Raw genomic sequence first — 23,554 nt, forward strand, 5'->3', positions numbered from 1 at the left:
CAACCAGCAGACTTTCCAGAAAAACAGGAGTTACTCGTATGAAGAAGTTCGCTATCACTGCCGCTGCTGCTACCGCGCTGACCCTGACCATGGCTTCGGGTGCATTTGCTCAATCCACCCAGACCACTCAGGCTCCAATGACCCTGGCTGCCGGTGAAGTCACCAAGGCTAAAGAAGCTACTTCCGATACCTGGATCACCACCAAAGTCAAAAGCGACCTGGTAACCGAAAAAGGCATTCCTGGCACCGACATCAAAGTTGAAACCAACAAAGGCGTGGTTTCCCTGTCTTCTGACGTCGCGATCACCGAAGCTCAGAAAACCACCGCTGTGAACATCACCAAGAAAATCAAAGGCGTGAGAGCGGTCTCCGCTGACGGCCTGAAAGCCGAGTAAGGCAAGACTTCTCGCCTGGACCGGGAGAAGACGCGACAGGCGGGCCGAGCAATACGTCTGCCGCACTTTAGAGTTCATGCGACCGGCCACACGGAATGTGGCCATTACAGGCCCCGGCATTCATGTCGGGGCCTGTTCTATTCAGGGGCCGGAAAAGGCGGGGAAGGTCAATTGCCGCGTTTGCTGTTGATCTGCTTCAGGCGATTGCCTTCAAAGCGCAGGTATTGATACATGCCGTTGTTCGGGCCGTAAGTCCATTCCTCGACCTGAAACTCTTCACGACGGTTGGCGCTGCGTTTGTAACCGAGCAGATCGCGACCAACCGGCTCGCCACATTTTTGCAGCACCTCGCTGGCGCGGTCGCCAAGGCTCACCAACTGGCTGCCGCAGCGCAAGGTATCGGACGCCGCAGCCTGGCTGGCGAGAAATACCAGCCCCAGTGCAGCCAGCCACTTTGGGTTCATCACTCGGCATCCAGATGCATTTGTGTCACTACCCGGCCGTCGCTTTCCGCTTCGCCGAGGTTGGCGTCGATGAAGTACACACGATCGTCCGCCAGTTGGCCCTTGTCCACCAGATAGTCTTTGATACTGCTGGCACGGTCCTGACCGAGCTGGCGCAGCAGCACGTCGCTGGAGCTCCAGAACTTGATCACGTCGGCGCGCATTTTCGCGGTGCGTTCTTCCTTGCCCAGATCCTTCCACTCGGCCGGTGGCTGGGTTTTCAGGCGGGTGCGATAGATGCCCTCGAGCAGTGGGCCTTTTTCGTTATCCGGGACCTGGATCAGCGAAGCCTGCGCCGGCACCTTGTCGCCACGGCGCTGGAGCATCTTGTAGTAGTTGTACTGGTATTCACGTTCCAGGCGCTGTTCGGCGAGCAACGGGCCATCACTGCTTTTTGCCGCAGTGCCTTCGATTTCCAGGCGCAGGGCCGGACGTTCCTTCAGCGCTTGCGACAGCTTCACCAGCGCCGCTTCGGCGTCTTTGCTCAGGTCGCTGGAGCCCGGTGCAAAGGACACGGTGCCGAGGTCTTCCGAGCCGCCACCGCTGACCAGGCCGCCAATCAGCTTGAACGGTGCGGCGGCGGCCTTGACGATCAGGTTGCGCAGGGTCTGCCAGACAATCGGCATCACGCTGAATTGCGGATTGTTCAGGTCACCGGTGACCGGCAGTTCGATGGAAATCTTGCCGTCGACGTCCTTGAGCAGGGCGATCGCCAGTTTCAGCGGCAGGCTCACGGCATCCGGGCTGTCGACTTTCTCACCCAGTTGCAGTTGCTCGACCACCACTTTGTTCTCGGCCTTGAGCTGGCCTTTGGTGATCAGGTAATGCAGGTCGAGGTTGAGCCGGCCCTTGCGGATGCGGTAGCCGGCGAACTTGCCGGAGTAGGGCGTCAGGGTGGTCAGTTCGACCCGTTTGAAACTGGTGGCGATGTCGAGGCTGGCCATCGGGTCGAACGGGTTGACCGCGCCTTTGATGGTCACCGGCGCATAGCGGTCGACCTTGCCCTTGATGTCGACGCTGGCCGGTTTCGCCTGACGGCTGTCGATGGTGCCGATCTGCCCGTTGAGCTGCTGCACGGCGGTGGCGAAGTTCGGGGTCAGGCTGAAGTCGGCGAAGTTGGCCGAGCCGTCGTTGATCGCGATGCCGCCGATGTGAATACCCAGCGGTTTGTCATTGCTCGCCGGTTTCGCCGCGGCGGTCTTCGCCCCGGAATCGGCCGGCTGCGGAATGAGCAAGTCGTCGATGTTGGTGGTGCGATCATCATTGATCATGAACCGCGCATACGGCTGGAACAGGTTGACCCTGTCGATCGACAGGCTGTCGCCGTGCTGATAGTTCAGTCCTTCGACCACCACTTGCTGCCACTTCAGGAAGTCGCGGGTTTTCAGGGTGTCGAGGGTGTGCAACTGATCGATCTGAGCACGACCGGTGACGCTGAGGGCCAGCGGGTCAGTGCTTTTGAGGTTCACTTTCAGGTCGCTGCCGAGCATGCCGCTGCGCAGTTCGAGGCGAATGAACGGGTTGATGTAGGACTGCGCGACCCGCAGGTCGATGTCCTGGGTTTTCACGTTGAGCTGCGCGGTGACCGGCGCTAGGTTGACCACGCCATCGGCGCTGATCTTGCCTTGCTTGCCCAGCCCGGTGTCGAGCCTGAGGTTGAAGGGCGAGCCGTTGAGGCTGTCGAAATTCTGCAGATCGACGTTCAGCGGCGTGACATCCAGCGTGACTTCCGGCTTCGCCGAACGGTCGGCCAGATGCACTTTGTAGTCACGCAGTTGCACGTCCTTGATCAACACTTGCCACGGTTTGCTCGGCGCGGTCGGTTCGGGTTTCGGCGAGTCGGCGGCGGCCGGAGTGCTTTTCGGTTCCGCCGCAGCTTTGGCGGCTGGTTTCGATGGCTGGCTGGCGAACAGTTTTTGCCAATCCAGTTGTCCGTCCGCTTCCAGGGCTGCCCAGGTTTCCAGTTTCTGACTGCGGATCTTGCCGACCACCACTTGCTGTTTGGCCAGGTCCACAGTGGTGTCGCTGACGTCGAGACGCTCGAGTTTCGCCAGCGGGCGTCCGTCCGGCGCCTTGATGGCGAACGGCGCGATATTGACCGCCACGTTGCTCAGCAGCAGTTCGGTTTCCTTGGACAGGTTGAGCTTGTAGTCGGTGCTCAGGCTGACGACCCCGTTTTCCAGCACCAGTGGCACGGCATCACGCACGTAGGGCCAGAAGGCTTTCATTTGGCCGTCGGTGATCTTGAGCGTGCCTTCGGAAGCGATCGGGATCAGGCTGAAGTTGCCTTTCCAGTCGATCTGCCCACCGGCCGGGCCGATCGCGACGAGGGTCATGTCGGCGTTGTCTTCGGGCAGGGTGCTGAGGTTTTTCAGCTCGAAGTCGAGCTTGTCGTAGAGAAATTCGATCGGCTCGCTGGGCCGCGCATCCACGAAATGCAGGTTGCCGCCGACCAGCTGGATCCGGTCGATGCGCAGCGGAAACGGTTTGGCGTCGGGATTGGCCGGGGTTGGCTCGCTGGCCGGGAGCTTGAACAGACCGAGGAGGTTGAGCTGACCGTCCTTGGCGAACAGGATCTCGGTCCTGGATTTTTCCAGTTCGATGTCGGACAGATGCAGGGCTTTGGTCCACAGGCTGTCGAGTTGCAGGTTGGCGTACAGACGTTCGAAGCCGACCTGTTCCTTGCCCGGCTCGCCGATCACCAGGCCCCACAGCGTGAGTTCAAGGCTGAACGGGTTGAGTTCGATACGTTGCAGATGCGCCGGCACCGTGGCGTAGTTGGCCAGTTGCTGATTCACCACCCTGAGCGCAATGCCCGGCAAAATCAGGAACCCCAGCAGGCTGTAGAGGGCCAGGGCAGTCAACAGGGCGCCAATCGCGCGAATCAATCCTTTGGGCATGTGCGGCTTCATCTGTCTGAATCGGAGTGCCTTGGAGTATGGCACGCGATTCCGGTTCCGAAGCAATTGCCCATGCTCAGGATTGTTCAGATATTTCCGTGGGAAATTTCCTTGGCAACGCTTAGAGCTGAAGGATCAGGGTCTTCAGCGGTGGCTGCTGATCCAGCGACGGGAAGTCGCGGCCCGGGGTCATCACGCTCCACTCACGCACCGGCCGCCCGGCTTTTTCCGCGCAGCGCAGCACCTGCTCGCGCCAATCGTCCATGCTGACTTTCGCCAGGTTGTTGCAGCAGATCAGCACGCCATTCTCGGCGGTGGTCAGCAGGGCCGGCTTGAGCAGGCTTTGATAATCGCGCAGCAGGTCGACGGTGCCGAACGCGCTCTTGGCCCACGCGGGTGGGTCGAGCAGCACCAGATCGTACTGGCGCTGTTCGAGGCGTTGATAGCTCGGCAGTTTCTGCCCGCGACGCTGGCTGATCGGCAGGCCGGCCAGTTGGCGGATGGCCGGGAAGTAGTCGGACTGGATGAATTCCATGGTCGGCAGGTGCGGATTGAGCTGGCCGTTCTCGCGGCCGACTGCCAGATTGCCCTCGGCGAAATCCAGGTTGCACACCTCGCGCGCACCGCCGGCCGCCGCGCTGAGACCGACCCCGCAGGTATAGGCGAACAGGTTGAGCACACTTTTGCCCTTGGCGTGATCCTTGACCCAGCCGCGGGTGTTGCGCAGGTCGAGGAACAGCAGCGGATCCTGCCCGGCGTGACGTCCGCGCACGCGATAGTTCAAGCCCCATTCGTGGCCGACTAGATCGGCCAGCGCGGCGTCGTCGGCGCGGTAGACGCTGTCTTCACGATCGATCCGTGAGTTGCCACGGGAGCGGTCGTTGTAGACCAGCAGGGTTTCCAGGCCAAGAGTCTGGTTGACCATGGCGTGCAGTTGCAGCAGGTCTTCACGCGCCAGGGTCTGGTGGAAGCTTTGCACCATCAGTTGCGGGCCGTAGCGGTCAATGGTCAGGCCGCCGGCGCCTTCCTGGCTGCCGTGGAACAGCCGATAGCAGTCGGTGCCCTGGCGGTGCAGCTCGGCGAGCAGATCCTGGCGTTGATCGAGAGCGGCGCGCAGCGCCAGGTTCAAGGAAGACATGCGGGCGCCTTGCTGGAGGAAATCGGGGCGCGGGAGTTTAGCAGTTTGGCAGGCACTCGAGGGGTTCCCATCGCGAGCAGGCTCGCTCCCACAGACGATCATAAGTCCTTGTGGGAGCGAGCCTGCTCGCGATGCGTTTGCGGCCTTACTGATTCAAGCGTTTATCGATCAAGCCCTGCACTACGCTCGGATCCGCCAGCGTCGAGGTGTCGCCGAGGCTGTCGAGCTCGTTGCAGGCGATCTTGCGCAGTATCCGCCGCATGATCTTGCCCGAGCGGGTCTTCGGCAGGGCCGGGGCCCACTGGATCAGGTCCGGTTTGGCGAAGCTGCCAATTTCCTTGCTGACGTGGGCCAGCAGTTCTTTCTTCAGTTCATCACTGGGCTCGGTGCCGTTCATCGGAGTGACAAAGGCATAAATCCCCTGGCCTTTGACGTCGTGTGGATAGCCGACCACAGCGGCCTCGGCAATGCTGTCGTGCAGCACCAGCGCGCTCTCTACCTCGGCGGTGCCGATGCGATGGCCGGAGACATTGATCACGTCGTCGATGCGCCCGGTGATCCAGTAATCGCCGTCCTCGTCACGGCGGGCGCCGTCGCCGGTGAAGTAGTAACCGGGGTAGGGCTTGAAGTAGGTGTCGACCATGCGCTGCGGGTCGCCGTAAACGCTGCGGATCTGCGCCGGCCAGCTCGACTTGATCGCCAGCACGCCACTGCCGGCGCCCTGGATTTCCTTGCCGTGTTCATCGAGCAGCACCGGTTGTACGCCGAACATTGGTTGGGTGGCGCAGCCCGGTTTGATCCGCTGGGCGCTGACCAGCGGGCTGAGCATGATGCCGCCGGTTTCGGTCTGCCACCAGGTATCGACGATCGGGCAGCGCTGTTCGCCGACTACGTTGAAATACCATTCCCACGCTTCCGGGTTGATCGGCTCACCGACACTGCCGAGCAATCTGAGGCTTTGCCGCGACGTTTCCTGCAACGGCCCGGCGCCTTCACGCATCAGGGCGCGCAGGGCGGTGGGGGCGGTGTAGAAGATGTTGACCTTATGTTTGTCGATCACCTGCCAGAACCGCGAAGTGCTCGGGTAGCTCGGCACGCCTTCGAAGATCAGGGTGGTGGCGCCGTTGGCCAGCGGCCCGTACACGATATAGCTGTGGCCGGTGACCCAGCCGACGTCGGCGGTGCACCAGAACACTTCGCCGTCGCGGTAATCCAGCACGTACTTGAAGGTCATTGCCGCCTGCAGCAGGTAACCGCCGGTGGTGTGCAGCACGCCCTTGGGTTTGCCGGTGCTGCCGGAGGTGTAGAGGATGAACAGCGGATCCTCGGCGTCCATCGGTTCCGGCGGGCAATCGTCGCTGACGTCGCGCACGGCCTGGTGATACCAGAGGTCGCGGCCTTCGACCCAGTCGACTTTGTTCTGAGTGCGCTCGACCACCACGACGGTGCTGACATTCGGGCAACTCTGCAGGGCCTTGTCGACATTCTGTTTCAGCGGCACGAATTTGCCACCGCGCACGCCCTCGTCGGCGGTGATCACGGTGCGGCAGTCGGCGTCGAGAATGCGGTCACGCAATGAGTCCGGGGAGAAACCGCCAAACACCACCGAATGAATCGCACCGATCCGCGCACAGGCGAGCATCGCGTAGGCCGCTTCGGGGATCATCGGCATGTAGATGCACACCCGGTCGCCTTTCTTCACGCCACGGCTTTTCAGCACGTTGGCCAGGCGGCAGACGTGGTGATGAAGTTTGCTGTAAGTGATTTGTGTCGATTCGGCAGGGTCGTCGCCTTCCCAGAGGATGGCGGTCTGATCGCCGCGCTTTTCCAGATGGCGGTCAATGCAGTTGTAGCTGACGTTCAGCTTGCCACCGGCAAACCAGGCGGCTTCGCCGGTCTTCAGGTCATAGCGCTGGACGGTCTGCCACGGCGTGCTCCAGTCGAGGAAGCGGGTGGCCTGTTCGGCCCAGAAGGTACTGGGGTGTTCAATCGATTCGCGGTACAGGCGCTGGTAGTCGTCCTGACTCAACTGTGCAGCCCGGCGGACGGCATCGGCTTTGGGGAACGTGCTGATATCGAACATGACGGTTCCTTATTCTTGTTGTGCGACAAGGATAAAGATGCGCCGAGAGTCCAAGAGGTTCAAGTCATCCACAAACGACTGTGGGAGCCAGCCTGCTGGCGATGGCGTCATGTCAGCCAGCGCTTGGGCTGACTGACAGATTGCTATCGCGAGCAGGCTCGCTCCCACAGGGTAAAGCTACGGGGCTGGATCAGCCGCGGTGACGGCCGCGGAAGTAGTTGATCAGGCCTTGGGTGGACGCGTCTTCGGCGGCGGTTTCTTCGCTGCCGACCAGACGGTTGTACACGCCCTTGCCCAGTTCCTTGCCCAGTTCCACGCCCCACTGGTCGAAGGCGTTGATGCCCCAGACCACGCTTTGCACGAAGACTTTGTGCTCGTACATCGCCACCAGTGCGCCGAGACGGCGCGGGCTGATGCGCTCGACCACGATGGTGTTGCTCGGACGGTTGCCCGGGATCACCTTGTGCGGTGCGAGTTTCTGCACCTGGTCTTCGCTCATGCCCTTGTCGCGCAGTTCCGCTTCGGCTTCCGGCAGGGTCTTGCCGAGCATCAGCGCCTGGCTCTGCGACAGGCAGTTGGCGTACAGCCACTGATGGTGGTCGGAGACCGGGTTGAAGCTGACGATCGGCACGATGAAGTCGGCCGGGATCAGTTGGGTGCCTTGGTGCAGCAACTGGTGGTAAGCGTGCTGACCGTTGCAGCCGACGCCGCCCCAGATCACCGGCCCGGTATCGGTCGACACCGCAGTGCCGTCCTGACGCACGCTCTTGCCGTTGGATTCCATGTCCAGCTGTTGCAAGTGCTTGGTGATGTTACGCAGATAGTGGTCGTACGGCAGGATCGCATGGCTTTGCGCGCCCCAGAAGTTGCCGTACCACACGCCGAGCAGGGCCAGCAGCACCGGCATGTTCTGTTCGAACGGCGCGCTCTGGAAATGCTGGTCCATGGTGTAGGCACCGGACAGCAGTTCCTTGAAGTTGGACATGCCGATGGCCAGCGCGATTGGCAGACCGATGGCCGACCACAGCGAGTAACGACCGCCGACCCAGTCCCACATCGGGAAGATGTTTTCTTCGCGGATACCGAAGGCCACGGCTGCCGCGTTGTTGCTCGATACGGCGATGAAGTGGCGATACAGCTCGGCTTCCGAACCACCCTGAGCCAGGTACCAGGCGCGTGCGGCCTGGGCGTTTTTCAGGGTTTCGAGGGTGTTGAACGATTTCGACGAAACGATGAACAGCGTGGTCTCGGCGCGCAGTTTTTGCGTCAGCTCGTGGAACTCGCTGCCGTCGATGTTCGCCAGGTAATGGCAACGCACGCCTTTCTGGGCGTAGGACAGCAGGGCTTCGGAAACCAGCTCGGGGCCGAGGAACGAGCCACCGATGCCGATGTTCACCACGTCAGTGATCGGCTTCTCGGTGTAACCGCGCCACAGACCGTCGTGGATGCGGCCCACGAGATCGGTGATCTGGTTCAGCACCTTGTGTACTTCAGGCATCACGTTGACGCCGTTGACCGACAGCTTGTCGCCGACCGGGCGACGCAGGGCGGTGTGCAGCGCCGGGCGGCCTTCGGAGGAGTTGACGATTTCGCCGTCGAACAGCGCCTTGATCGCGCCCTTGAGATCGACTTCATTGGCCAGACCCACCAGCAGGTTGCGGGTCTCGGCGTTGATCAGATTCTTCGAATAGTCGAGAAACAGTCCGCAGCTGCTGAGAGTGAACTGATTGAAGCGCTGCGGATCGGCGTTGAAGGCTTCGCGCATGCTGAAATCCTGCATGGCTTGGCGGTGATCTTTCAACGCTTGCCAGGCAGGCAGAGCGGTAACGTCATGAGGAGTGCGGTAGTACGCCATCGCTGCGGTTTTCCTTTTTACTTGAACGGCCTTTTGAACTCTGAAAAGACCTCCCCGCCATGTTTGGGCGAGGGGGCAACTGCGTCGACACGATTACTTTGGCGCAGGGCGAATACAGTAAACCCAGCGCCGCGATCTGTCTTGGCTTTGTCTGACCTGTTTTCGGTACTTTTTTAACATTGATAACAGACGGGGCCGACAGACGGCGAGTAATGCGAGCAAGTCCCTGCTTTTGCGCGCAGTGGAACGGCGGGCAGTTTGCCCGATGGTCAGGTGCTCAGCAATACAGTCTGGAAGTGGGTACAGACGCTGTGGGAGCGGGGTTGCTTCCACAGCGTCTGCCGGTGTTCAGGCGGGGGTATCGAGATTCAGATGCAGGTTGTCGATCAACCGGGTGGTGCCGAGGAAGGCCGCGACCAGAATCACCAGATCACGATCTTCCGCCGTTGCCGGACGCAGGGTCAGGGCGTGGCGAATTTCCAGGTAATCCGGACGCAGGCCGGCGGCTTCCAGTTGCTGGCGTTGCGCCTGGATCAGGGCAGGGAAGTCGCGCTCGCCTTGCTTGATCGACTCGGCAATGCTGCTCAGGGTGCGATAGACCACCGGCGCCACGGCGCGTTGTTCTTCACTGAGGAAACCGTTGCGCGAGGACAGCGCCAGACCGTCGGCGGCGCGTACGGTCGGCTCGCCGATGATCTGGATCGGCATGTTCAGGTCGTGCACCAGCGCGCGGATCACCGCCAGTTGCTGGAAATCTTTCTGGCCGAAGATCGCCAGGTCCGGCTGGACCATGTTGAACAGCTTGCTGACCACCGTCGCCACGCCTTCGAAGTGCCCCGGACGGCTGGCGCCGCACAGGCCTTCGGAAAGTTGCGGCACGCTGACCCGGGTCTGACCGGCCATGCCGTCGGGGTACATTTCCTCGACGGTCGGGGCGAACAGCAGATCGCATCCGGCTTCCAGCAGTTTTTCCTGATCCGCCGCGAGGGTGCGTGGGTACTTGTCGAGGTCTTCGCCGGCGCCGAACTGCAGCGGGTTGACGAAAATGCTCGCAACCACGAAGTCCACGCGCTGGGTGGCCTTGGTGATCAGCGCGATGTGGCCGCTGTGCAGGTTGCCCATGGTCGGCACGAAGCCGATGCGCTTGCCTTCACTGCGGGCGCGCGCCACGGCGGCGCGCAGTTCACGTACGGTTTTGACGGTGTTCATGCAGAGAATCCGTGTTCGATCCCGGGGAAAGTGGTGGCTTTGACTTCACTGACGTAAGCCTTCAGCGCGGACTGGATGCTGTCCTGACCCTGCATGAAGTTCTTCACGAATTTCGGCACGCGGCCGCTGATCGACAGGCCGAGCATGTCGTGCAGTACCAGCACCTGACCGTCGGTGTCGCTGCCGGCGCCAATGCCGATCACCGGAATCTTCACGGCCTGGCTGATTTCAGCTGCCAGTTCGCTCGGCACGCATTCGAGCAGCAGCATGGCTGCACCGGCCTGCTCCAGCGAGATCGCGTCGGCGCGCATCTGGCGAGCCTGGTTTTCGTTGCGACCCTGCACTTTATAGCCACCCAGAATGTTCACGGCTTGCGGGGTCAGGCCCATGTGGGCGCAGACCGGCACACCGCGCTCGACCAGCAGGCGGATCGAGTCCGCCAGCCACAAGGCGCCTTCGACCTTGACCATGTGCGCGCCGGCCTGCATCAGCAGGGCGCTGTTGGTCATGGTTTGTTCGAGGGTGGCGTTGGCCATGAACGGCAGGTCGGCCAGGATCAGGGCATCAGAGTTGCCGCGTTTGACGCTGGCAACGTGGTAGGCCATTTCTGCGGTGGTCACCGGCAGGGTGCTGTCGTGACCCTGCAGGACCATGCCGAGGGAGTCGCCCACCAGCAGCACTTCGACACCGGCCTCGTTGCAGGCGTGGGCGAAGGTCGCGTCATAGCAGGTCAGCATGGTGATCTTTTCACCTTTCTGCTTGAGGCTCTGGAGCGTGGTCAGGGTGATGGCTGGCATGTAAGAAATCCTCGTTCAGGCGCTTTGGAAACTACTGCGAGTAACGCGCGTGATTCGTCATCTATTCAGGCGCACGCTCTTTTGTCGTGCTTATAAGGCCTGGATTGCGCCCTTGTATGCCGGGTTGGCGGCAGCGGGACGCCTATAGTCGTGATGAGGCCTCAGGAAGTCAATTGCATGTGTTACCGCATTGTTACGAGGGGAGTGTTACCGGCGTTACTGATGCGATTCAGCGGGCCGGCGGGCCTGATCTGCGGTTTTTTTGTCCGACAAAAACCGGGATTTGGACAGGTCGATGTGGGAGCGGGCTTGCTCGCGAAGGCGCCGTGCCAGTCAGCATCTTATTGAGCTGATACACCGCATTCGCGAGCAAGCCCGCTCCCACAGGGGATAGATGTCAGGGGAGGGGAAGGCGTTCGAGGCCGACGAACGGGCAGGCTGCGAGAAGATCGGCAAGGGTGCGGCCATCGGCCAGACGCAGATCATCGGGCGCCAGTTCGGCCAAAGGATAGAGAACGAATGCGCGCTCCTGCATGTGGTAATGCGGGACTTTCAGGCGCGGCTCGTCGATCAGGCGATCACCGAACAGCAGAATGTCCAGATCCAGCGTGCGCGGGCCCCAGCGCTCCAGGCGTTCGCGGCCCTGATCGTTTTCGATGGCTTGCAAGGCATCGAGCAGATCCAGCGGGGCGAGCGCGCTGTCGAGCGCGGCAACCGCGTTGGTATAACGCGGTTGCCCCGGCAGCAGGGAGTCGCTTTGGTAGAAGGCAGACACGCCGACCAGTTCGGTATCGGGCAATTGCCCCAGCGCGTCGACCGCGCTTCGCAGTTGTTCGGCCGGGTCAGCCAGGTTGCTGCCCATGCCGATGTAGATGCGTTCCATGCCTTATTCGCCCGTGGCGCTCGGTGCGCCGGCGCGTTTGCGCTTGGAACCGCTGCTGCGGCGACGCTTGCGCGGTGCACCACTGGCGTCATCACCCTTACCGCTGAGGTCACGGATCATGTCGCGACGTTCGCTGTCGTTGGCGTCCTGATAATCGGTCCACCATTCGCCCAGGCCATCGGTCTGCTCGCCGGCGCTTTCACGCAACAGCAGGAAATCGTAGCCGGCACGGAAGCGCGGGTTGTCCAGCAACAGGTCGGCACGCTTGCCGCTGCGGCGTGGCAGGCGTTCCTGCATGTCCCAGATCTCGCGAATCGGCATGGTGAAGCGTTTTGGAATCGCGATGCGTTGGCACTGCTCGGCGATCAGTTCGTGAGCGCCTTCCTGCATCGCCGGAATCGGCGGCATGCCGCGCTCTTGCAGACGCAACACGCGGGCCGGCAGGGCTGGCCACAGCAGGGCGGCAAACAGGAACGCCGGGGTCACCGGTTTGTTCTGCTTGATCCGCAGGTCGGTGTTGGTCAGTGCTTCGCTGATCAACGTGTGGGTGTATTCCGGGTTGTGTTCCAGCGCATCGGCACTGGCCGGGAACAGCGGCGCGAACAGTTGCAGGTCGACCAGCATCTCGAAGGTGATGGCGCCATGACCGGAGAGGAACAGCTTGAGCACTTCCTCGAACAGTCGGGCCGACGGAATCTCGCGCAGCATCGGCGCCAGTTCGCGGATCGGCTGGACGGTGTGCTTTTCGATACCGAAATTGAGCTTGGCGGCGAAACGCACGGCCCGCAGCATCCGCACCGGGTCTTCCTGGTAACGTTTCTTTGGGTCGCCGATCAGGCGGATCAGGTGGTTGCGGATGTCGTGTACGCCGTTGGCGTAGTCAAGGATGCGCTCGCTGACCGGATCGTAATACAGGGCGTTGATGGTGAAGTCGCGGCGCTGCGCGTCTTCTTCCAGGGTGCCGTAGACGTTGTCACGCAGAATGCGCCCGCTCTCGTTGCGCGAGGACTGGTTGCTGTCTTCGTCGTCTTCGTTTTGCGGGTGATTGGCGCGGAAGGTCGCGACTTCAATGATTTCGCGGCCGAAATGGATGTGTACCAGCTTGAAGCGGCGGCCGATGATCCGCGCATTGCGGAATTCGGCACGAACCTGCTCGGGGGTGGCGCTGGTGGCGACGTCGAAGTCTTTGGGCGTGATGCCCAGCAGCATGTCTCGCACGCAACCGCCAACCAGGTAGGCCTGGTAGCCGGCGCCCTGCAGACGTTCGACGATGTTGACCGCGTACCGGCTGAATTGGGCCTTTTGCAGCGAATGTTGGCCGCTGTTGAGGACTTCAGGCGTGCTACGGATGTGTTGCGTACGACGCAGGGGAGTTCGGAATGACTGGAACAGCTTCTTCAGCATGGGATGCACTGTTTGAAGGAATGTTCGGCCATACCAGAGAATGACCGCATGATGGGCCGGGATTCTAGCATTTAGTCGAGGGATGGTGTAGGACGCTGCCGTTTTGCGCTGCAAGCCGCAGGCTAGAGGGGTGTAGGGGCGTGTGAAGGAGAGATTTGCCGTAAAGGAGAAACTACAAGGGGAGCCGAAGCTCCCCAAGAAGTAGTTGCGTGCTCTTTTTATTTTTGATTCGGGCTTCTTGTTTTTGTTGAGTGCCCTCGCCATGAAGCTTTTCCTTCATGGCCCTCCCAATCGGGAGTCAAGAGCAAACGGATTGCTTTGGTCGCTGAATTGCAGTGATCTCTCGATCCAACCAGTACAGGCTCTGTCTTAAGACAGTTTTTGTTGTTCTCGGCCTGGTCGTGGGGCTAGCCCCAAATACAACGCCTCTCCAAAAGAATCAGTTAGCTGCGCCTCTCGCCGTCTTGTTTTTATTGTGCGTGAGTCGATTCGTCTTATTTTTATTGTCTTGTGCATTGCTTGTTATTGTTCTTGTACCAAACATATAGCAGGTGCCGTGCCAACTTTTGCGAACCCCAATAAAACAAGGGGTTAGGTCGATATAACCGTTTTCGCAGGGCGAAAAAAAGCCGGGGTTTCGTTACCGATAACCCCGGCGTCTGTTACGTGAAAAGACTGAGGTAACAGTTTTTTCACATCTTCAGCGGTTACCCGCACACTCGACAGGTAACGTTCAGCTCTCGCTGGCGACCCCGGTCTTGCGCCGTGGAATGCCCAGACGCTGACGGCGTTCCCACAGGCATTTGCGGCTGACGCCCAGTTTGCGTGCCAGTTCGGTCTCGGTCATGTGGTCCTGATGCTCGAGCACGAAATGCTGGAAGTAGTCTTCCAGTGACAGGTCTTCCGTCGGTTCGTGGCTGCTGTTGCTGGCGTTACCGGCCGGTTGCGCCGGCAGGCCGATGAATTCGTCGTCCTCCAGATCGCCCAGTTCGATGTCGATGCCCAGCAGGTCGGCAGAAATTTCCGGGCTTTCGCTCAGAATCACCGCGCGCTCGACGGCGTTTTCCAACTCCCGCACGTTACCCGGCCAGGAATAGTGCCGGATCGCCTGTTCGGCATCGGCGGCAAATTTCAGGTCGGTGCGGTTGATGCGTGCGCTCTGGCGAGCGAGGAATGCATTGGCGATTTCGTTGACGTCGGCACCGCGCTCGCGCAGGGCCGGCAGTTTCAACGCGATCACGTGGAGGCGGTAGTACAAGTCCTCACGGAACTGGCCGATTTTCGCCAGGCTCTTGAGGTCCCGGTGGGTCGCCGCGATCAAGCGGACATCGACTTTCTGCGACTGGACCGAGCCCACCCGGCGAATTTCGCCTTCCTGCAACACGCGCAGCAGGCGAGCCTGGGCTTCGAGTGGCAATTCGCCGATTTCGTCGAGGAACAGCGTGCCGCCGTCCGCCGCTTCCACCAGACCGGCGCGACCGGCGCTGGCGCCGGTGAACGCACCTTTTTCGTGGCCGAACAGTTCGGACTCGATCAGGCTTTCCGGAATGGCGGCGCAGTTCACCGAGATCATCGGCGCCTTGGCGCGTTTCGACAGGTTGTGCAGGGCGCGGGCCACCAGCTCTTTACCGGTGCCGGACTCACCCTGGATCAGCACGTTGGAATCGGTCGGCGCGACTTTACGGATCTTGCCGTATAGATCTTGCATCGGCGGACACGAGCCGATGATGCCGATTTCGCCGTTGCTGTTGTCGATGGCGGATTTGCCGCTGCCATTGGCCGGTTTGGCAGCAGCTGACTCGCCGGCGGCAGGCGCCGATTGGCGATCACGCAGGATCCGCGCGACAGCCTGAAGCATTTCATCGTGGTCGAAAGGCTTGGCAATGTAATCCACCGCGCCCATCTTCATCGAGTCGACCGCCGAGCGCAGGCTGGCGTAGCTGGTCATGATCAGCACAGGCGTGCCCTGGCCGAGCTTGATCAGCTCGGTGCCGGGAGCGCCCGGTAGTCGCAGGTCGCTGACGATCAGATCGAATGTGGGAATACTGAAGCGTTCTTGTGCTTCCTGCACTGAACCGGCTTCGCTGACCTGGTACTGGTTGCGTTCCAGCAGGCGGCGCAAGGCGGAGCGGATAATGGTTTCGTCTTCGACGATCAAAATGTGCGGCATTGATTCGATACTCTCGACGGTCTCAGTTCACAGCGGACGTCGCTTCGACATGACGCGGCAATGTCACCCGGATACGGGTGCCGCGCTGGCTCTGAACATCAGCCGGGCTGTCGATGGTGATTTGTCCATAATGCTCTTCAACGATGGAATAGACCAGTGCAAGGCCCAGACCGGTGCCTTCGCCAGGATCCTTGGTGGTGAAGAAGGGTTCGAACAATCGGTCCATGATGCTCGACGGAATACCGCTGCCTTCGTCTTCGACGATCAGATCGACCGTGTGTTCGCCGGCTTCGCTCTTGACCCGCACCGCACTGCCGGCAGGCGAGGCGTCGCGGGCGTTGGAGAGCAGATTGATCAGCACCTGGGCGAGCCGCTGCGGATCGCCTTCGACCCAGTGATCGGGATCGCACAGGTTGTAGAACTGGACTTCGAAATTGCGCCGGTTGAGCGCCAGCAAACCGATGGCGTCCTGGGCCACTTCCGCCAGACAGACGGGCTCGTCACTGTGCTGATGGCTGCCGGCGTGGGCGAAGCTCATCAGCGACTGGACGATGCGTGACACGCGTTTGGTCTGTTCGAGGATCTGGCCGCTGATTTCCGTCAGCTCACCGTCCTCTTCGCGCTCTTCGCGCAGGTTTTGTGCGAGACAGGCGATGCCGGTGATCGGGTTGCCGATTTCGTGGGCCACACCCGCCGCGAGTCGGCCGATGCTGGCCAGGCGCTCGGAGTGCACCAGTTTGTCTTCGAGCATTTGGGTTTCGGTCAGATCTTCCACCAGCAGCACCAGGCCGCTGTTGCCCGGTGCCAGCGGCTCGTCGATCGCCGCTTTGTGCAGGTTCAGCCAGCGGGTCTGGCCGTCGAGGGCCAAATGCTGTTTGTGCAAATGCTCATCCGGCAGATGGATGAAGCCTTGCAGCAGGTCTTTCCACGGATTGGCGATGGTACTCAGGCGCGAGCCGACCACCCGTTGCGCAGCAATTCCGGTCAGCTCTTCCATGGCCTTGTTCCACATCAGGATTTCCTGATCCTTGGCCAGCGAGCACACGCCCATCGGCAGTTCCTGCAGGGTCTGGCGGTGGTAGCGGCGCAAGGCGTCGAGTTCGGCGGCCAGCCCGGTCAGGCGCGAGTGGTAGTCCTCGAGGCGGCTTTCAATGAAGTGGATGTCTTCGGTGACGTAGTTTTCACCGCCGGCCTTGTACGGCAGAAAGGTTTCCACCATGTCCTGGGCGACGCTCGGGCCCATCAGGCCGGAGAGGTTGGCTTCGATCCGGTCACGCAGGCGGCGCAAGGCATAAGGGCGGCGTTCGTCGAATGGCAGATACAGGTCGCGCAGGGCCTGTTCGACTTCTTTCTGCGCAGCCTTGGCGCCCAGCGGCTTGGCCAGTTGCGTGGCGAATTCTTGCGGCGAGGCGGCGTGCAATTCGCGGCGTTGCGGGCGACGTACGTTGTCCACCGCGCAGGCTTCGGCGGCGCTGGCCTCTTCAGGGCTGGCATTGGTGAACAGCGAAATCAGCGTGAACATCAGGACGTTGGCCGCCAGCGAGGCGATGGCCGCCATGTGCCAACTGGTGTCGTCCAGTACGTAAATCATGTTCAGCAGCGGAATGTAGAAACCTTGCAGGTTGCCGACCAGCGGCAAGAGCATGGTCACGACCCACACCACAATCCCCGCCAGCAAACCGGCGATGAAGCCACGGCGATTGGCGGTCGGCCAGTACAGCACTGACAGCACGCCCGGCAGGAATTGCAGGGTCGCGACGAAGGCGACGATGCCGAGGTTGGCCAGATCCTGCTCGGCGCCCAGCATCAGGTAGAAGCAGAAACCGGCCATGATGATCGCGACGATCAGTGCCCGGCGGGTCCATTTCAACCAGCGATAGATATTGCCCTCGGCTGGTGGCTGGTAGAGCGGCAGCACCAGATGGTTCAGGGCCATGCCCGACAGCGCCAGCGTGGTGACGATGATCAGGCCGCTGGCCGCCGACAGTCCGCCGACATAGGCCAGCAACGCCAGCGACTTGCTGTTGGCGGCGATACCGATGCCGAGGGTGAAGTATTCCGGATTGGTGGTGGCGCCGAGTTTCAGGCCGGCCCAGAGAATCAGCGGCACGGCCAGGCTCATTAACAGCAGGAACAGCGGCAGGCCCCAGCTCGCGCTGACCAGCGAGCGCGGGTTGAGGTTTTCGGTGAAGGTCATGTGATACATGTGCGGCATCACGATCGCCGAGGCGAAAAACACCAGCAGCAACGTGCGCCACGGGCCTTCCTGCAACGGCGTGTGCAGGGCGGCGAGGGCGGTCTGATTCTGCAGCAGCCACAGTTCAAGTTGCTGCGGGCCGTCGAATACGCCGTATAGCGCGTAGAGGCCAACGCCGCCAAGGGCCACCAGTTTGATCACCGATTCAAAGGCAATCGCGAACACCAGTCCTTCGTGCTTTTCACGGGTGGCGATGTGACGGGAGCCGAAGAAGATCGTGAACAGAATGATCAGCGCACAGAACGCCAGGGCCACGCGATTCTGCACCGGTTCGCCGGTGAGGATGCCAATGGAGTCGGCAACCGCCTGAATCTGCAACGCCAGCAACGGCAAGACGCCGATCAGCATGAAAATCGTGGTCAGCGCACCGGCCCAGGTGCTGCGAAAGCGGAAGGCGAACAGGTCCGCCAGCGACGACAGTTGATAAGTGCGGGTGATCTTGAGGATCGGATACAGCAGCACTGGCGCCAGCAGAAACGCGCCGGACACCCCGAGATAACTGGACAGAAACCCATAGCCGTACTGATAGGCCAGACCCACCGTGCCATAGAACGCCCACGCGCTGGCGTAGACCCCCAGCGACAGGGTGTAGGTCAACGGGTGGCGAATGATCGCCCGCGGGATCATGCCCCGTTCACTGATCCAGGCCACGCCGAACAGCGCGGCCAGGTAGGCGGCGCTGATCAGCAGCATCTGGGTCAGGCTAAAGCTCATCGGCATCTTTTTGGCTCTGCAGGATGAAGGTCACGACAATCAGGATCAGCCAGAGCAGATAAGGGCGATACCAGGCGCCCGTCGCGTCGATCCACCAATCCATGATGGCGGGAGAAAACAGGTAGATCCCGACGACCAGAAGCAGGACCAAGCGATAGATGTACATCCCGGCCTCTCTTTTTTATGCGCGTGCCCGAAAACGTGCGGCGATGGTAACGGATGGGCGCGCCACTGCAAGTGTCGTCACAGCAGTTGCGCTTCGGGCAGGGTCAGTGTGCGCGGGATTTTCAAGGCATCCCAGTGGGCGCTGCCCCAGTTCAACAGTTCATGCGGCGAGGCGTGGGCCAGTTCGGGCCCCGGGTTTTGCCCCAGTGCACGCAGGGCCCGCAGCAACAATGGCGTGGCCTGATCGGCTTCCAGCGGTGGCGAGCGATAGGACTTGCCGAGCTTGTTGCCGTCCGGCTGGGTGATCAATGGCAGATGCAGGTAGCGCGGTTGGCGCAGGCCCAGCAATTCCTGCAGATAGAGCTGGCGCGGCGTGGAGTCGAGCAGATCGGCGCCGCGCACGATGTCGGTGATGCCCTGCCAGGCGTCGTCCAGTACCACCGCCAGTTGATAGGCGTAGAGACCGTCGCGGCGGCGGATCACGAAATCACCCACGTCGCGGCCCAGATGCTGGCGGTATTCGCCCTGCACCCGGTCGATGAAGTGGTATTCGAGCTCCGGCACGCGCAGGCGAATCGCCGCGTCTTCCTGACCATGGCCGGCATTGCGGCAAAGTCCCGGATAAATGCCGTGGTACGGCTCCAGTTGTTTGCGTGAGCAGGTGCAGGCGTAGGCGAGGCCGTGATTGAACAGGCTGTCGAGCACTTGAGCATAGGCCTCGTGCCGGTCGCTTTGGCGAACCATCTCGCCGTCCCATTCGAAACCGTAGCTTTCCAGCGCCTTGAGAATCGCCGCTTGCGCGCCCGGTTCCTCGCGAGGCGGATCGAGGTCTTCCATGCGCACCAGCCAGCGGCCGCCCACCGAGCGCGCGTCCAGATAAGAGGCCAGGGCGGCGACCAGCGAACCGAAATGCAGGTGCCCGCTGGGTGTCGGGGCGAAGCGGCCAATGTAGGCGGGGGAGGTGTTGGCAGTCATGAGGGCGATGTTACTTGAGAGTCAGAAAACAGCAGAAACAAAAACGGAGCGTTCGCACGCTCCGTTTTTCGTTCAGGCCGGGATTACTTGCCGACCTGCTTTTCCTTGATTTCCGCCAGGTTCTTGCAGTCGACGCACATGTCGGCAGTCGGACGGGCCTCGAGGCGCTTGACACCGATCTCGATGCCGCAAGAGTCGCACCAGCCATACTCTTCGTCTTCGATCAGTTGCAGGGTCTTGTCGATCTTCTTGATCAGTTTGCGCTCGCGGTCGCGGGCGCGCAGCTCGAGGGCGAACTCTTCTTCCTGGCTGGCACGGTCGGCCGGATCAGGAAAGTTGGCCGCTTCGTCTTTCATGTGATCAACAGTGCGGTCGACTTCCTGCATCAAGTCGAGTTTCCACTTGGTCAGGATCTTGGTGAAGTGCGCACGCATAGGCGCGCCCATGTACTCTTCGCCCTCTTTAGGGACGTAAGGTTCGAAACCGCTGAGTGTCTGACTTGCCTGTTGCTTTGCTTGGGTGGGCATGAAATGGACCGCCTCTACTCTTGTAATCCATTGCGCAGGATTGCTCCATCACCGACACCTGCCGGCCCTGCGGCTGCAAGCGGGCGAACTTACCAGATCAATTCGACCCGCGCTACTCCCGGATGTCGAGCGCGTGGCCGATGGGGCTTGCAAATGTTTGCCAAGCCATGTCCGGCGGTGCTGCAAACCTGCTCAATCACTGATTTTAGTCAATCCTGGAGCGTACGCGCGGGTCGTTACAGTCCAGTGTTCTTGAGGCTGTGACCGCTGCGGGTTCTCGCTCGTTCCGGCAGATGGGTAGAATCGTTTCTTTTCCCTCGTTGAAGGAAGGCCAATGGCTCAGCCCTACAGTGCGCGCAGTCGTGCGATCGAACCGTTCCATGTCATGGCGTTGCTGGCGCGGGCCAATGAATTGCAGGCCGCCGGCCACGACGTGATCCACCTGGAAATCGGCGAACCGGACTTCACCACCGCCGAGCCGATCATTCGCGCCGGCCAGCAAGCCCTGACGGCGGGGAAAACCCGCTACACCGCGGCCCGTGGCATTCCCGAACTGCGCGAGGCGATTTCCGGTTTCTATCAAACGCGCTACGGCCTGAACATCGATCCTCGACGGATTCTCATCACCCCCGGCGGTTCCGGGGCGCTGCTGCTGGCCAGTGCGTTGCTGGTGGATCCGGGCAAGCACTGGCTGCTGGCCGACCCCGGCTATCCTTGCAACCGACACTTTTTGCGGTTGGTCGAAGGCGCGGCACAGCTTGTACCGGTGGGCCCGGACGTTCGCTATCAACTGACGCCGGACCTGGTGGCACGCCACTGGGATCACGACAGCGTCGGTGCGCTGGTCGCTTCGCCGGCCAACCCGACCGGTACGATTCTGACCCGCGATGAACTGGCCGGGTTATCCGCAGCCATCAAGGCGCGTCACGGGTATCTGGTGGTGGACGAGATTTATCACGGCCTGACTTACGGCACCGACGCCGCCAGTGTGCTGGAAGTGGACGACAGCGCCTTTGTCCTCAACAGTTTCTCCAAATATTTCGGCATGACCGGGTGGCGCCTCGGCTGGCTGGTGGCGCCGGATGCCGCCGTCAGTGAGCTGGAAAAACTCGCGCAGAACCTCTACATCAGCGCGCCAAGCATGGCCCAACACGCAGCGCTGGCCTGTTTTGAACCGGACACCATCGCGATTCTCGAAGAGCGTCGCGCCGAATTCGGCCGTCGTCGCGACTTCCTGCTGCCGGCATTGCGGGAGCTGGGCTTCAACATTGCCGTGGAGCCGGAAGGCGCGTTCTATTTGTATGCCGATATCAGCCAGTTCGGCGGCGATGCCTTCGCGTTCTGCCGGCATTTCCTCGAAACCGAACACGTGGCATTCACGCCGGGGCTGGATTTCGGCCGCTATCAGGCCGGTCATCACGTGCGCTTTGCCTACACGCAAAACCTCCCACGCCTACAGGAAGCGGTAGAGCGTATCGCCCGTGGCTTGAAGAGCTGGCAAGGCTGATGCGTTTTCATCCTCCGCTCGAAGAAGGCCGATTGATCCGCCGTTACAAGCGTTTTCTCGCCGATATCGAAACCGTTGGCGGCGAATTGCTGACCATTCACTGCCCGAACACCGGTTCAATGCTCAATTGCCAGGTCGAGGGCGGGCAGGTCTGGTTCAGCCGTTCCACAGATCCGAAACGCAAACTGCCCGGCACCTGGGAAGTCGGTGAAACCCCGCAGGGCCGGTTGTTTTGCGTCAACACCGGGCGCGCCAACGCACTGGTCGAAGAAGCCTTGCAGGCCGGCGTCATCAGTGAGCTGAACGGTTTTACCGGGCTCAAGCGTGAAGTGGCGTACGGGCAGGAAAAGAGCCGGATCGATTTTCGCCTCGACTACCCGACGGGCTCGGCCTACGTGGAAGTGAAAAGCGTCACTCTCGGTTTTGACGGCACGGCGATTGCGGCATTTCCCGATGCAGTGACCCAGCGCGGCGCCAAGCATTTGCGTGAGCTGGCGCATCTGGCCCGGGACGGGATTCGCGCGGTGCAGTTGTACTGCGTCAATCTCACGGGTGTCGAAGCGGTGCGCCCGGCCGAGGAAATCGACTCGGCCTACGCCGCTGCGCTACGTGAGGCGGTGGCGTGCGGGGTCGAGGTCCTGGCGTACGGCGTGCGGTTGAGCCATGAAGAGATGGTGATCGACAGGCGCCTGGACGTGCTGCTCAACGGTTAAACGTCGATCCACAGCCCTTGCGCGTCTTCATGGCAAGGGATGGCCGTCAGCGATTGTCCGGCGCAGGGGCCGGCGACGCATTCTCCGTCTTCGATCAGAAACAGTGCGCCGTGGGTGGCGCATTGGATCAGGCTGTTGCTGGGGTCGAGAAACTGGTCGGGATGCCATTCCAGACCGACGCCCCGATGCGGACAGCGATTGAGATAGACATACGCCTGCCCCGCGCGGCGCACAGCCAACAGTTTTTTCCCGTCGATATCGAAACCGCGACTGCCGCTCTCAACCAGATCGGCGCCCGCGCAAAGAAACTTCATGGCTATCCTCAAGTGTCGGCTCGTGTCCGGATATGTCCGAGCTTGACGTTCAAATGCAAACAATTATCAAATGGCCGCCTTCGCCCGTGGCGAGGTGATCGCTGCCGAGGATACTTGGCCTGCCGTTCCGATGCCCGGGAAAACCTTTCAAGGAAGCTGTCTATGCGCCTGAGTACCCGCGTTGCCGTGCTGTGTGTCGGACTTTGGGTCAGCCACCAGGCTGCAGCGGCCGAGTTGCCGCAACGTTGGGTCAGCGCCGGCGGTGCGTTGTCGGAGTGGGTCAGTGCGCTGGGCGGCGAGGCCAAACTGGTGGGCGTCGACACCACCAGCCAGCATCCACATTCCCTCAAGTCCCTGCCGAGCATCGGCTACCAGCGCAGCCTGTCGGCCGAAGGCATCCTCAGCCTGCGCCCGGACATTCTGATCGGCACCGAAGAAATGGGCCCGCCGCCAGTGATCTCCCAGGTTCGCAGCGCCAAGGTGCGGGTGGAATTGTTCTCGGCTCAGCCGGATCTGCCGACGCTGGAAAAAAACGTCACCCATCTGGGGCAGTTGCTGGGGGCCGAAAGCCAGGCCGCGCAATTGCTGCGCAGTTATCAACAGCAACTCGATGCTCAGAAGGCACGTGTGGTTGCGGTGCAATCAAAGCACAAAGCACCCGGGGTGCTGTTGCTGCTCGGGCATGCCGGCGGCAAACCACTGATCGCCGGCAAGGACACCGCCGCCGATTGGCTGCTGCAACAGGCGGGCGGGCATAACCTCGCGACCCACACCGGTTACAAGCCGTTTTCCGTGGAGTCACTGGCCAGTCTTGATCCTGAAGTGCTGGTGTTCGCTGACCGTGCGCTGACCGGCGAGGCGGCAAAAGCGGCGTTGTTCAAGGAAAACCCGATCCTCAATTCCAGCCGTGCAGCCAAGACCGGACGCGTGCTGGAGCTGGATCCGACGCTGCTGGTGGGCGGACTCGGGCCGCGTTTGCCGGCTGCGCTGAAGACTCTGTCTGACGGTTTCTATCCGGCCTCGAGCGGCCAATGACCACGCTGGT

General features: G+C 61.4%; 19 protein-coding genes. 4 read left to right on the top strand and 15 right to left on the bottom strand.

Annotation, left to right across the window (positions count from 1 at the left end; translation table 11 throughout):
- The first annotated feature begins 38 nt into the window (after positions 1-38).
- Positions 39-395 (top strand): BON domain-containing protein, encoded by a 357-nt coding sequence (locus tag CAF76_RS24105; RefSeq protein WP_085648750.1) that lies wholly within the window; start codon positions 39-41, stop codon positions 393-395.
- Positions 396-562: 167 nt separating this feature from the next.
- Here CAF76_RS24105 and CAF76_RS24110 read toward each other — a convergent pair whose 3' ends face one another.
- From CAF76_RS24110 to dksA, 14 genes are all read right to left on the bottom strand, one after another.
- On the bottom strand, positions 563-859 hold the full coding sequence (locus CAF76_RS24110) for a DUF2845 domain-containing protein (RefSeq protein ID WP_085648751.1): 297 nt from the start codon (positions 857-859) through the stop codon (positions 563-565).
- Positions 859-3,810: a DUF748 domain-containing protein gene (locus tag CAF76_RS24115; RefSeq protein ID WP_085648752.1), complete on the bottom strand. Its 2,952-nt coding sequence runs from the start codon at positions 3,808-3,810 to the stop codon at positions 859-861. Before CAF76_RS24115 ends, CAF76_RS24110 begins: the two co-directional genes overlap by 1 nt.
- 109 nt (positions 3,811-3,919) lie before the next feature.
- Positions 3,920-4,936: a class I SAM-dependent rRNA methyltransferase gene (locus CAF76_RS24120; RefSeq protein WP_085648753.1), complete on the bottom strand. Its 1,017-nt coding sequence runs from the start codon at positions 4,934-4,936 to the stop codon at positions 3,920-3,922.
- A 145-nt stretch (positions 4,937-5,081) separates the two neighbouring features.
- Positions 5,082-7,019: an acetate--CoA ligase gene (acs, locus tag CAF76_RS24125; RefSeq protein WP_085648754.1), complete on the bottom strand. Its 1,938-nt coding sequence runs from the start codon at positions 7,017-7,019 to the stop codon at positions 5,082-5,084.
- Between the two features lie 190 nt (positions 7,020-7,209).
- Positions 7,210-8,874, bottom strand: coding sequence for a glucose-6-phosphate isomerase (gene pgi, locus CAF76_RS24130; RefSeq protein ID WP_039771644.1), 1,665 nt, complete (start codon positions 8,872-8,874; stop codon positions 7,210-7,212).
- 348 nt (positions 8,875-9,222) lie between these two features.
- Positions 9,223-10,083, bottom strand: coding sequence for a pantoate--beta-alanine ligase (gene panC / locus CAF76_RS24135; protein ID WP_007959604.1), 861 nt, complete (start codon positions 10,081-10,083; stop codon positions 9,223-9,225).
- The gene (gene panB, locus CAF76_RS24140) at positions 10,080-10,880 is read right to left on the bottom strand and encodes a 3-methyl-2-oxobutanoate hydroxymethyltransferase (protein ID WP_085648755.1); all 801 of its coding nucleotides are present in this window, start codon (positions 10,878-10,880) and stop codon (positions 10,080-10,082) included. Before panB ends, panC begins: the two co-directional genes overlap by 4 nt.
- A gap of 397 nt (positions 10,881-11,277) precedes the next feature.
- Complete coding sequence (gene folK, locus CAF76_RS24145) at positions 11,278-11,763, bottom strand: 2-amino-4-hydroxy-6-hydroxymethyldihydropteridine diphosphokinase (RefSeq protein WP_085648756.1); 486 nt, start codon at positions 11,761-11,763, stop codon at positions 11,278-11,280.
- A 3-nt stretch (positions 11,764-11,766) separates the two neighbouring features.
- On the bottom strand, positions 11,767-13,167 hold the full coding sequence (locus CAF76_RS24150) for a polynucleotide adenylyltransferase PcnB (protein WP_064599472.1): 1,401 nt from the start codon (positions 13,165-13,167) through the stop codon (positions 11,767-11,769).
- 733 nt (positions 13,168-13,900) lie between these two features.
- Positions 13,901-15,337, bottom strand: coding sequence for a sigma-54 dependent transcriptional regulator (locus tag CAF76_RS24155; protein ID WP_085648757.1), 1,437 nt, complete (start codon positions 15,335-15,337; stop codon positions 13,901-13,903).
- A 22-nt stretch (positions 15,338-15,359) separates the two neighbouring features.
- Complete coding sequence (locus tag CAF76_RS24160; RefSeq protein ID WP_166742304.1) at positions 15,360-18,314, bottom strand: sensor histidine kinase; 2,955 nt, start codon at positions 18,312-18,314, stop codon at positions 15,360-15,362.
- Positions 18,298-18,474 carry a hypothetical protein gene (locus CAF76_RS28575; RefSeq protein WP_003176118.1) on the bottom strand — a complete coding sequence of 59 codons (177 nt, stop codon included), beginning with the start codon at positions 18,472-18,474 and terminating at the stop codon, positions 18,298-18,300. The genes CAF76_RS24160 and CAF76_RS28575 overlap by 17 nt, the downstream gene beginning before the upstream one ends.
- Before the next feature lie 77 nt (positions 18,475-18,551).
- A complete protein-coding gene (gene gluQRS / locus CAF76_RS24165) occupies positions 18,552-19,448 on the bottom strand; it encodes a tRNA glutamyl-Q(34) synthetase GluQRS (protein ID WP_085648758.1) in 897 nt (298 codons plus the stop codon).
- An 83-nt stretch (positions 19,449-19,531) separates the two neighbouring features.
- Positions 19,532-19,975 carry an RNA polymerase-binding protein DksA gene (dksA, locus tag CAF76_RS24170; protein ID WP_039771633.1) on the bottom strand — a complete coding sequence of 148 codons (444 nt, stop codon included), beginning with the start codon at positions 19,973-19,975 and terminating at the stop codon, positions 19,532-19,534.
- 334 nt (positions 19,976-20,309) lie between these two features.
- Between dksA and CAF76_RS24175 the strand changes: the two genes are divergently transcribed.
- On the top strand, positions 20,310-21,482 hold the full coding sequence (locus CAF76_RS24175; RefSeq protein ID WP_085648759.1) for a pyridoxal phosphate-dependent aminotransferase: 1,173 nt from the start codon (positions 20,310-20,312) through the stop codon (positions 21,480-21,482).
- Positions 21,482-22,195, top strand: a complete 714-nt coding sequence (gene sfsA, locus CAF76_RS24180; RefSeq protein WP_085648760.1) for a DNA/RNA nuclease SfsA — start codon at positions 21,482-21,484, stop codon at positions 22,193-22,195. The genes CAF76_RS24175 and sfsA overlap by 1 nt, the downstream gene beginning before the upstream one ends.
- On the opposite strand, the gene CAF76_RS24185 is transcribed toward sfsA, so the two are convergent.
- Entirely contained in the window at positions 22,192-22,509 is a 318-nt protein-coding gene (locus CAF76_RS24185; RefSeq protein ID WP_085648761.1) for a Rieske (2Fe-2S) protein, read from the bottom strand. The two genes, sfsA and CAF76_RS24185, sit on opposite strands and share 4 nt — an antisense overlap.
- Positions 22,510-22,671: 162 nt before the next feature.
- Here CAF76_RS24185 and CAF76_RS24190 point away from each other — a divergent pair, with 162 nt between their 5' ends.
- The gene (locus tag CAF76_RS24190) at positions 22,672-23,544 is read left to right on the top strand and encodes a hemin ABC transporter substrate-binding protein (RefSeq protein ID WP_085648762.1); all 873 of its coding nucleotides are present in this window, start codon (positions 22,672-22,674) and stop codon (positions 23,542-23,544) included.
- Positions 23,545-23,554 lie beyond the last annotated feature (10 nt).

Origin of the sequence: Pseudomonas sp. B40(2017) (assembly GCF_002112855.1) — a bacterium.
GTDB classification, from domain to species: Bacteria; Pseudomonadota; Gammaproteobacteria; order Pseudomonadales; family Pseudomonadaceae; genus Aquipseudomonas; species Aquipseudomonas pharyngis.